Source organism: Enterobacter sp. C6 (assembly GCF_008122455.1).
Taxonomy (GTDB): domain Bacteria; phylum Pseudomonadota; class Gammaproteobacteria; order Enterobacterales; family Enterobacteriaceae; genus Enterobacter; species Enterobacter pseudoroggenkampii.
Genome location: NZ_QPFW01000126.1, coordinates 1 through 7,921 on the forward strand (window position 1 = coordinate 1; position 7,921 = coordinate 7,921).

Consider the following 7,921-nt stretch of genomic DNA (forward strand, 5'->3'; position numbering starts at 1 on the left):
CGGCGCTCGGCGTGAGCGGTGCGATATTCCAGTCGCTGATGCGCAACCCGCTCGGCAGCCCGGACGTGATGGGCCTCAATACCGGGGCCTGGAGCGGCGTGCTGGTGGCGATGGTGCTGTTCGGCCAGCACCTGACGGCCATCACCTTTACGGCGATGGCGGGCGGCATTCTGACGTCGCTGGTTATCTGGTTGTTGGCCTGGCGCAACGGCATCGATACCTTCCGGCTGATCATTATCGGTATCGGCATCCGTGCGATGCTGATGGCCTTTAACACCTGGCTGCTGCTGCAGGCCTCGCTGGAAACGGCGCTTTCCGCCGGGCTGTGGTACGCGGGCTCCCTCAACGGCCTGACGTGGGGCAAAACCTGGCCCGCGGCACCACTGATTGTGCTGATGTTTATCGGCGCGCTGCTGCTGGTACGGCGCATGCGGCTGCTGGAGATGGGCGACGACAGCGCCTGCGCGCTGGGCGTGGGCGTTGAGCGCTCGCGCCTGATGCTGATGCTGGTCGCCGTACTGCTGACCGCCGCCTCCACCGCCATCGCCGGGCCGATCTCATTTATCGCCCTCGTCGCGCCACATATCGCACGACGTCTAAGCGGGACGGCGCGCTGGGGATTAACTCAGGCGGCGCTGTGCGGCGCGCTGCTGCTGCTGGCCGCCGATCTCTGCGCCCAGCAGCTGTTTATGCCTTACCAGCTTCCGGTGGGCGTGGTGACCGTCAGCCTCGGCGGCATTTACCTTATCGTCTTGCTCGTTCAGGAGTCTCGCAAGAAATGACAGATTCAACCACCCGCTTGCGCGGCGAAAATCTCACTCTCGGCTACGGCAAAAAAATCGTTGCCCGTGATTTATCCGTCGCCATTCCGGACGGCCACTTCACGGCGATTATCGGCCCGAACGGCTGCGGTAAATCGACTCTGCTGCGCACCCTGAGCCGCCTGATGACGCCGGTGGAGGGCAGTGTCTTCCTCGACGGCGAGCAGATCCAGCGTTTCGCCAGCAAAGAGGTGGCGCGGCGCATCGGGCTGCTAGCGCAAAACGCCACCACGCCGGGGGACATCACGGTTCAGGAGCTGGTCTCGCGCGGACGCTATCCGCACCAGCCGCTGTTTACCCGCTGGCGCAAGGAAGATGACGAGGCGGTGAACCGCGCGATGCTGGCGACGGGCATTACCGATCTCGCTCAGCAAAGCGTGGATACCCTTTCCGGCGGACAGCGTCAGCGCGCGTGGATCGCGATGGTGCTGGCGCAGGAGACCTCCATCATGCTGCTGGACGAGCCGACGACCTGGCTGGATATCAGCCACCAGATCGACCTGCTGGAGCTGCTGAGCGAGCTGAACCGCGAGCAGGGGTACACCCTTGCGGCGGTGCTGCACGATTTAAACCAGGCGTGCCGCTACGCCACGCACCTGATTGCCTTGCGAGACGGGGAGATTGTGGCGCAGGGCGCGCCGAAAGAGATTGTGACGCCGGAGCTGATCGCGCGGATCTACGGCCTGCGGTGCATGATAATCGACGATCCGGTGGCGGGAACGCCGCTGGTGGTGCCGTTGGGAAAACGTGCGGTCTGATGCCCTCACCCCGGCCCTCTCCCACGGGGAGAGGGAGCAAACCCAACACCACCCGGCGCTTTTGACGTTACCTCAAAATATTCTTCAACACTGGCCCAATTTTCTCAAACGCCTGCGGTGAAATGATATCCACGTGGGCGCAGTCCTGGCTGTACACCTCCAGTTCCGCCACCCACGGCGCCCAGGCAACCTGCGGATCCATCGTTCGCGTGCGCTCGGCGACGAACAGCGTCACTTTGCCGTCAAACCGCGCGCTGTGCGCCGTGGTGAGCAGCCGCACCGCGTCGGCGTAGTTGCCCTCGATGGCATTAAACAGCTCGCTGGAGCCCTGCCCCTTCTGGGCGGCGATAAACGCCTGACGCTCGCGCTCGATTTCCGCCAGCACTTCCGGGTCGAGGCCGCTGGCCTCTTTTTCCGCCCAGTTCTGGGTTTCCGGCGGCCAGGTATCCAGCAGGCCGAGGAACGCCACCGCTTCACCCTGCTCGCGCAGACGGGCTGCAATCCCTTGTGCCAGCGTACCCCCGAGGGAATAGCCGAACAGATAATACGGCCCTTGCGGCTGCTGCATACGCAGCGTATTCAGATGATGCTCAATCACTCCATCCAGATCCGCACACTGCTGCATCGGCCCGTCCGGACGCGGCGACTGAACGCCGACGATTGACCAGCGCGGGCTGAGGTAGCGCGCCAGCACGCTAAACTGCCAGGCAAAGCCGGAAGCCGGATGGAAGCAGAATAGCGTCGGGCCGTCGCTCTCGCGCAGCGGCAGAAGCGTTTCATACCCCAGACGCTGCGCCTGCTCGTCGCTCATCTGCGAGTCCAGCAGCGTGCTCAGCTTGCTCACCGTCGAGGCGACCATAATCTGCCCCGGCGTAACCTTGCGCTCGAACGCGCAGCTTAGCTGCGCGGCCAGGCGCATCGCCAGCAGCGAGTGGCCGCCGAGGGCAAAGAAGTCGGCCTCAACGTCGTTCACCTCGCAGCCCAGCAGCGCGGCAAACGCCTGCGCAACGGCGATTTCGGTTTCGCTTTCCGGCGCCCGCCCGGAGGTTTTACCGGTCAGCTCCGGCAGCGGCAGCGCCTTGCGGTCAAGCTTCCCGTTCGCACTCAGCGGCAGCGCGCTGATTTGCAGCAGCACCACCGGCACCATATGCGGCGGCAGCTGTGCCTTGAGCGATTCGAGCAGCGCGTCGCGGTCCAGCGGTAAGCCGGTTTCAGAAACCACGTACCCCACCAGCTGCCGGGCATCGCCACCTGTTGCCGCCGCCCGGTTGAACACGCAGGCGTGCGCCACGGCCTGAGCCACGTCCGGCAGCGACAGCATCGCCCGGTCGATTTCACCCAGCTCGATGCGCTGGCCGCGAATTTTAAGCTGGTCGTCGCTGCGGCCTAGATATTCCACCGCGCCGTTATCCAGCCAGCGGGCAACGTCTCCGGTGCGGTACATCCGCTCGCCCGGCGCAAACGGGTCGGCGATAAAGCGGCTGGCGGTGAGGTCCGGACGGCCCAGATACCCCTGCGCCAGCTGAATGCCGGTGAGATAGAGATCGCCCGCCACGCCGAACGGCACCGGGCGCATCATCGCGTCCAGAATGCGCAGCCCCGTGTTCCACACCGGGAAGCCGATCGGCACGCTGTTGCCCTCCACCGCCGCCAGCTCGGGACCAAACGCCGGATACCAGCTCACGTCCACCGCCGCTTCCGTCGGGCCATAGAGGTTGTGAAGCGGCGCATGGGTCAACTGCTCCCACTCGCGGCACAGTTCGGTTGGCAGCGCTTCGCCGCTGCAGAACACCTGCTTAAGGGTTTTACAGCACGCCACGTTTTCCGGCGTCAGCGAGGCAACAAACGCCGCCAGCATCGACGGCACGAAGTGGGTGGTGGTCACGCCGTACCGGGTGAAGAAGCTCTGCATCGCCTGCGGATCGCGGTGCGCGTCCGGCTCGGCCATCACCAGCTTCGCCCCGGCGATAAACGGCCACCAGAACTCCCACACCGACACGTCAAAGCTGCACGGCGTTTTCTGCGCCACCACGTCCGTCGCGTCCAGCGGATAATGATCCTGCATCCACTTCAGGCGGTTAACGATGGCGGTATGGCCGACCATGACCCCTTTAGGGCGCCCCGTCGAGCCGGAGGTAAAGATGATGTACGCCGTCTGCTCCGGCTTCGCCAGACGCAGCGGTTCAGCACCCGCGGTCGGTAATAGTGTGTTGTAACTAAACGTCTCGACGGAGAGATCGCTAAAGCGCGGAAGCTGTTCGTCAGTGGTAATGAGCAGAGACGGCTTCGCATCCTCAAGCATCATCCGCAGGCGATCGTCCGGATAGCCGGTGTCGAGCGGTAGCCACGCGGCGCCCGCCTCCACAATGCCGTGCAAGGCTAACGTCAGGAATACCGAGCGCGGCAGGGCCACCGCCACGCTGTCGCCCGGCTTCACGCCGCGCGCGCGCAGCAGGTTTGCCAGCGCGACGACCTGCTCGCGCATCTGGCGATAACTGAGTTCAACGTGCGCATCCGCCAGCGCCGGGGCGTCCGGCGTTTTGCTCGCCTGTTCCGCCACCAGATCCGCGAGCGTGCTGGACGGCAGCGCCAGTCCGGTATCGTTGATGCGCGCGAGCTTTGCGTATTCCTGTTCTGAAACGGTTTCCACCTCGCTGCAGCGCAGGTCCGGATTGACCGCAAATTGCCTCAGCATCGCGTTCAGACGCGCGACGTGACGCACCAGCGTCGCCTCGTCGTAGCGCTGTTTGTTGGCGAGGATCTCAATGCTCAACCCGCCCTGCTCGTCCGGGAACAGCGCCAGCTCAAGGTCGTTCACCGGTCCGGTTGCCAGCGTGTGGGTAATGGCCTCCACATCGTCGATATCCAGCTGATAGTCGAAGACCTTGACGTTCAGCACCGGGCCAAACAGCGCTTCATCACCCGCCGCTTTCCCGCTGTCGCGCACGATCTGCTCGGCGTCGTAGCGCTGGTGGCGGCGCATTTTTTTCAGCTGCTTCGCCAGGCGCAGCGCCAGCGAGGGCAGGCTCTCCTGCGGATCGATATTCACCGCCAGCGGCAGGACGTTGAGCACCGGCCCGGTCGCGGTGAGCGCCGCGGAGCCCATGCGGCGCATAAAGATAAACCCGGCGGCGTAGTCCAGACGTCCGGTGAGGCGGCCCAGCCACAGCGCCACCAGCGCGAGCGCCAGGTCGGTGCGCTGTACCTTTTCTGCCGCCTGCGCAAGCTGGCTAAAAGCACGACCGTCGGCGGCGATTTTCAGGCGCAGGATATCCGTTGTCGCGGCTCGGCCCGGCAGCGGCGTGGAGGAGAGCGAGACCGGAGAAGGCAGCTCCTTGCGCTGCTCTGCCCAGAAGGCACCGTCGCGCGCATACGCCTCGCTGTCGCGATAGCGCTGATACTCGTCCACCACCCCGGCAAACGGCGTAAACGGAGATGCGGGCGTAGGTTCGTCCTTTTTCCACGCGGCGTAAATCGCGGCGATCTGGCGGGTAATGGCCGGGAAACTGAAGCCATCCACCACCAGATGGTGATAGCGCTGATACCAGTACCAGTGGCTTTCACCCACCTGAATCAGCTGCTGAAACGCCAGCGGCTGATCGCTGTCGACGCGCAGGTTCTGGTCAAGATCGGATTCCATCAGCGTCATGGCGTCGTCGTGAGAGTTAACGCGAACGATGGACGGCTCAGGCAGGATCGTGGACTCGTCCACCCACTGCCACACCTCGCCGTTCTCCTCGGCAAAACGCATCCGCAGGGTATCGGCCTGCATCATGCCTTCAGCAATCGCTTTTGCCAGCAGCGGCGCGTCGATATCGCCTTTCAGCTCGGTGTAGTGCGCCACGCTCCAGGCGTTTGGCAGCGTGGACAGCTGTTCCGCCATCCAGATCCCCGGCTGGGCGGCGACGAGAGGAAGACGGATCATGCGTACTCTCCCGCAAAGTGAGACGGCTCAAGCGTTTGCCAGTGCCCGACAAGCCACTGCTGGCATGCCTCCTGAGACTGTGCTTCACACACCACGTGCCACCCCGCCGGCAGTTCGCACTGCTGCGGCCACAGGCTGTACTGCCCCTGGTCGTTTTGCAAAATGGCGAACTGTCCCTGCGGATTATCGAAAGGATTGCTGAATTCCATACAGACTCCGTTAGTGAATTAGCGGCTGCCAGAGGGTCATCAGCCCCTGCGTCAGCCCACCGCGCCAGCAAAGCGCATCGTGTCCGCCGTCAACCTGACGCCAGATAACCGGTTGGTACGTGTGCAGCTCGGCGTAAATCGCCTGATTCGCGCGGAAGATGAGCGGCTCGTTGCGCCCGGCTTCAAGAATGATGCGTAGCCCGCGAGGGGATATTTCACCGGCTTTAAGCTGTTCGATTAACAGCCCGTCCTGCTGCCCACCGCGGTGCGGCCACCAGAAGGACCCGGACTGGCTGAGCACGCAGCCAAAACGCTGCGGCCAGTTGAGGCCAGCATAAAGGGACGCGAGACCGCCAAAGCTCTGGCCTGCCACTACCGTACGGTCGGCACGGTCGCTAAACGGCACGCGTTTTTTAACAAGGGGGAGAAGTTCTTCCTGCACCGCCAGCCAGAAATCGGGATTGCACGGCAGCTCGCGGTTGCGATGCTCCATATCGATAACATCGATTAAGACGTAGACCGCAGGCGGTAATTTGCGCTCAGCGGTGAGAGACGCCAGCGCAGGCCAGACCGGCATGCTTTCGGCCCAGAACTGGCCGTCGAGCAGCACCGCCAGCGGGCGTTCCGGGTTATCGTCCCCGATGGTGAAAATCCAGACGCGGCGGCGATTGTTCAGGCGCGCGCTTTCCCACTCAATGCAGACTGGCGGCTGATACGGCGTATCGGGATGATTCCACCCCGGCTGAACGGGTGCGCCCGGCATCTCCAGCGCGGAGACGGCATGGCCGCGCCCGCCGCGCCAGCTTTGCGGATTCAGCGGATCAGACACCGCGTGCGGCAGCAGTTTGCGCCAGCCTTCGCGCAGCGCCATGCGGTCCGGCTGCTGGCCTTCGAATACCGCGTCGGCAAAATCATTTTCATTCACGGAGGGGATAAAACAGTAGCTTCCGCGCCATTCGGGGCTGAACTCGCCCTGCCACTGCCAGACGTCGGTATCCGGGATGCGCTCAAGAGACTGCGGGCGGGCATTTTTGTGGTGATCGGTCACGCCGGTGACGTAGAGCCAGACGCGTTTGATCGGTGACGTTCTTTGCGTTCCTGCCGGGTCACGCCACCAGAACGTGACGCGATAGTTTCCCTTTTCCGGCTTCCATTCAGGCCCGTTTTTCGACTGCCACCACGCTTCACTTCCCGTTGTTAACGCCGTCACCCTTATAACCTCATGTTTAACAGTCTTTTTTGTTTCAGAGCAAATTTTATTGATAATATTATTGATAACTATTTGCATTTGCAATAGCGTAGTGCCCGCGCTGTGGGAAGCGCTCATAAAACAACCACAAAAGCAGGACGTACAATGAATAAGAAGATTCACTCTCTGGCCTTGCTGGTCAATTTAGGGATTTACGGCGTCGCGCTGCCCGCTCTGGCAGACGACAACACCGCCTCTGCGCAGCACGAAGACACGATGGTGATCACCGCCGCCGAGCAGAATCTGCAGGCGCCGGGGGTATCGACCATCACCGCCGATGAGATCCGTAAAAACCCGCCCGCGCGGGACGTGGCTGAAATCATCCGCACCATGCCGGGCGTTAACCTGACCGGTAACTCCACCAGCGGCCAGCGCGGGAACAACCGTCAGATTGATATCCGCGGCATGGGGCCAGAAAACACCCTGATCCTGATCGACGGCAAGCCGGTCACCAGCCGAAACTCCATCCGTCTGGGCTGGCGCGGCGAGCGTGACACGCGCGGCGATACCGGCTGGGTGCCACCAGAGATGATCGAGCGCATCGAAGTGATCCGCGGTCCGGCCGCCGCGCGCTACGGCAACGGCGCGGCTGGCGGCGTGGTAAACATCATCACCAAAAAATTCGACGACCAGTGGCACGGCTCCTGGAACACCTACCTGAATGCGCCTGAGCACAAGGATGAAGGGTCCACCAAACGCACCAACTTTAGCCTGAGCGGCCCGCTGGGCGGCGACTTCAGCTTCCGCATGTACGGCAATCTGGACAAAACTCAGGCCGACGCGTGGGACATCAACCAGGGTCACCAGTCTGACCGAACCGGTGCCTACGCTGACACGCTGCCCGCGGGCCGTGAAGGGGTGGAAAATAAAGACATTAACGGCGTGGTGCGCTGGGACTTTGCGCCGATGCAGTCTCTGGAATTTGAGGCGGGCTACAGCCGTCAGAACAACCTCTACGC

At 63.0% G+C, this 7,921-nt stretch carries 6 protein-coding genes; 3 read left to right on the forward strand and 3 right to left on the reverse strand.

Features of this window, described 5'->3' with window-relative positions; genetic code table 11:
* Together fepG and fepC are read left to right on the forward strand one after the other, a co-directional pair.
* The coding region (gene fepG, locus DOU50_RS02165) for an iron-enterobactin ABC transporter permease (protein WP_148768679.1) at positions 1–782 on the forward strand (782 nt) is incomplete at its 5' end.
* Complete coding sequence (gene fepC / locus DOU50_RS02170) at positions 779–1,579, forward strand: iron-enterobactin ABC transporter ATP-binding protein (RefSeq protein ID WP_148768680.1); 801 nt, start codon at positions 779–781, stop codon at positions 1,577–1,579. The genes fepG and fepC, both read left to right, overlap by 4 nt.
* A gap of 67 nt (positions 1,580–1,646) precedes the next feature.
* Here fepC and entF read toward each other — a convergent pair whose 3' ends face one another.
* The 3 genes from entF to fes are packed head-to-tail and all read right to left on the reverse strand — an operon-like array spanning position 1,647 to position 6,923.
* On the reverse strand, positions 1,647–5,504 hold the full coding sequence (gene entF / locus DOU50_RS02175) for an enterobactin non-ribosomal peptide synthetase EntF (RefSeq protein ID WP_148768681.1): 3,858 nt from the start codon (positions 5,502–5,504) through the stop codon (positions 1,647–1,649).
* Positions 5,501–5,713, reverse strand: coding sequence for an MbtH family protein (locus DOU50_RS02180; protein ID WP_061715786.1), 213 nt, complete (start codon positions 5,711–5,713; stop codon positions 5,501–5,503). Before DOU50_RS02180 ends, entF begins: the two co-directional genes overlap by 4 nt.
* Before the next feature lie 10 nt (positions 5,714–5,723).
* Positions 5,724–6,923 carry an enterochelin esterase gene (gene fes, locus DOU50_RS02185; protein ID WP_148768682.1) on the reverse strand — a complete coding sequence of 400 codons (1,200 nt, stop codon included), beginning with the start codon at positions 6,921–6,923 and terminating at the stop codon, positions 5,724–5,726.
* A gap of 144 nt (positions 6,924–7,067) precedes the next feature.
* On the opposite strand from fes, the gene DOU50_RS02190 reads away from it, so the two are divergent.
* On the forward strand, positions 7,068–7,921 hold an 854-nt coding region (locus DOU50_RS02190; RefSeq protein WP_148768683.1), incomplete at its 3' end, for a FepA family TonB-dependent siderophore receptor.

What these genes read in the sequence shown, in the direction of transcription:
- entF (WP_148768681.1), bottom strand. Translation starts at nt 5,504, where the DNA reads ATGATCCGTCTTCCTCTCGTCGCCGCCCAGCCGGGGATCTGGATGGCG.
- fepC (WP_148768680.1), top strand. Translation starts at nt 779, where the DNA reads ATGACAGATTCAACCACCCGCTTGCGCGGCGAAAATCTCACTCTCGGC.
- DOU50_RS02180 (WP_061715786.1), bottom strand. Translation starts at nt 5,713, where the DNA reads ATGGAATTCAGCAATCCTTTCGATAATCCGCAGGGACAGTTCGCCATT.